Origin of the sequence: Streptomyces sp. 3330, from assembly GCF_031456635.1 — a bacterium.
Lineage (GTDB): Bacteria > Actinomycetota > Actinomycetes > Streptomycetales > Streptomycetaceae > Streptomyces.
On record NZ_JAVDVA010000072.1, the window covers coordinates 1 to 1,821 of the forward strand.

General features: G+C 63.0%; 2 protein-coding genes and 1 pseudogene. 2 read left to right on the forward strand and 1 reads right to left on the reverse strand.

What is annotated here, in order from left to right:
* On the forward strand, positions 1-259 hold a 259-nt coding region (locus J2X68_RS40180; protein WP_310437544.1), incomplete at its 5' end, for a transposase family protein.
* A gap of 183 nt (positions 260-442) precedes the next feature.
* Here J2X68_RS40180 and J2X68_RS40185 read toward each other — a convergent pair.
* Positions 443-1,213 (reverse strand): annotated as a pseudogene (locus tag J2X68_RS40185) (transposase).
* A gap of 120 nt (positions 1,214-1,333) precedes the next feature.
* Here J2X68_RS40185 and J2X68_RS40190 point away from each other — a divergent pair.
* Positions 1,334-1,821: hypothetical protein (locus J2X68_RS40190; protein WP_310437545.1), on the forward strand; the 488-nt coding region annotated here is incomplete at its 3' end.

Sequence of the window (1,821 nt, forward strand, 5' to 3'; positions counted from 1 at the left end):
CCAGGGCGTTCCCGTGCTCGCCGACCGCGCCTACCTGGGCGCCGGCCCATGGGTGACCACACCCATCAGACGTCCACCCGGCCATGACCTCACACCCGCCCGGCGAACCGTCAACCGCGCGCTCTCCGCGGCGCGGGCTCCGGTGCAACGCGGTGTGGCGCGACTGAAGTCCTGGCGGATCTTCCGCAGGGCCCGGTACAGCCCGAATCGAATGTCGTCAATCGCCGCAGCCGTCCTCACCCTAGAGCGGCACCGCTGAAAGAGCTCACTCAATCAAGTTCAGTAGCGCCCGCGCACGAGCTCAGGGGTAGTTCGCTTGGGATCGGTGACCCAGAATCTGTGCAGATACGTAGTAAGGGGCATGACGATCCGACCGCCTGATCCTCCTAAGCGTTGTCCCGTAAATGATCTCTGACGGGCGGGATGACCTGCCGTTTCTCCGTCACCCGGCGAGAGTGATGTTGTGCAGGTGCGCGATGCCGAGCATGGCGTGGTGGACGCCGTCGCCCTTGAGGCGGCAGTCGCGGAGGATCTTCCAGGTCTTCATTCGGGCGAAGGCGTGCTCGACACGGGCGCGGACTCTGCGGTGGGAGGTGTTGTGATCCTCTTTCCAGTCCGGGAGTTGGGCCTGGCCAGGTTCGCGGCGGTGCGGGATGACCAGGCCGGTGCCGCGGTAGTCGCCATCCGCGATGACCGTTGTCCTGCCGACGGCGTCCTTCGCGCCGGACAGGTCCCACGCCTTGCAATCGTTGCGGTTGCCGGGCAACGGGCGGCCGACGGCGACGACGAGTCGAGTGTCGGCGTCGATGACGACCTGGTGGTTGGTCGAGTAGCGGTAGTTCTTCGACTGCTCGGCGACCTGGTGATCGCGGGTGGGGACAAGGGTGCCGTCCACGATCAGCACGGCGTCCCTGCGGAACCGCTTGCGTTGCTGGAGGGCGAGCGCAAGTCCGAGGTGGTCGATGATGCGGTCGGCGGCCGACTTAGACACCCCGAACAGCGGCGCCAGTTGGCGCAGCGTGAGGTTGGTCCGCCAGTAGGCAGCGACCAGCAGCGCACGGTCCTCCAGCGGCAGGCTCTACGGCCGGCCCTTGCGCACCGGGTCGGCGCCCTCGCGCCGCAACGCGGTGATCAGCTGCGCAAACTGACGCGCACTCAGCCCGGTGAACGGGGCTATCCATGAAGGCTCCGAAGCCGTGAGCACACCAGACACGACAAGATCATCTCATCCGTGACCAGCAGTTGCGGGTCAATTCTTAGACAGCCGAGCGGCGCCTTGCTGATGGCGAAAGCAAATAATCCTCAGACCTGAACGTAACGAGAAGAGTTGACGATGTCTCCTGATGCGATTTTCGATAGGCAAGACGTTATGGAGCGAATTTACGGAGCGGTGAAGGAATACCGGGGCACATCATTCACCATGGATCAATTGTTCACGGACGCGGACGAACTGGGTGATAGATTGCAGATGGAAATTCTTGGCGAAATGCGGCAGCGTGGTGTTTTTCTGCAGACCGGACCAGCCGTCGGAATAGTGGCTACTTGGCGCTGCGACATGGATCAACTTGAGCGCTATAGGCAAGATTTTTTTGCCGCGTCTAGTCTGCCTTCTTACTCTTCTTCGGAGCGAACCGCTCAGGGGTCGCTGTCGCCGTACGAGCTACGTGCCACAAATGCCGTCGACACGTACACCGAAGGGATTACGCATATTCATCCTGCTTCAGGCGATCTCGCGCAGGGGCTGAGGGAGAGTGCGGAGCAGTACGCGCGGGAAACCGTCGGGACGGATCTCGCGCAGGGGCTGAGGGAGAGTGCGGAGCA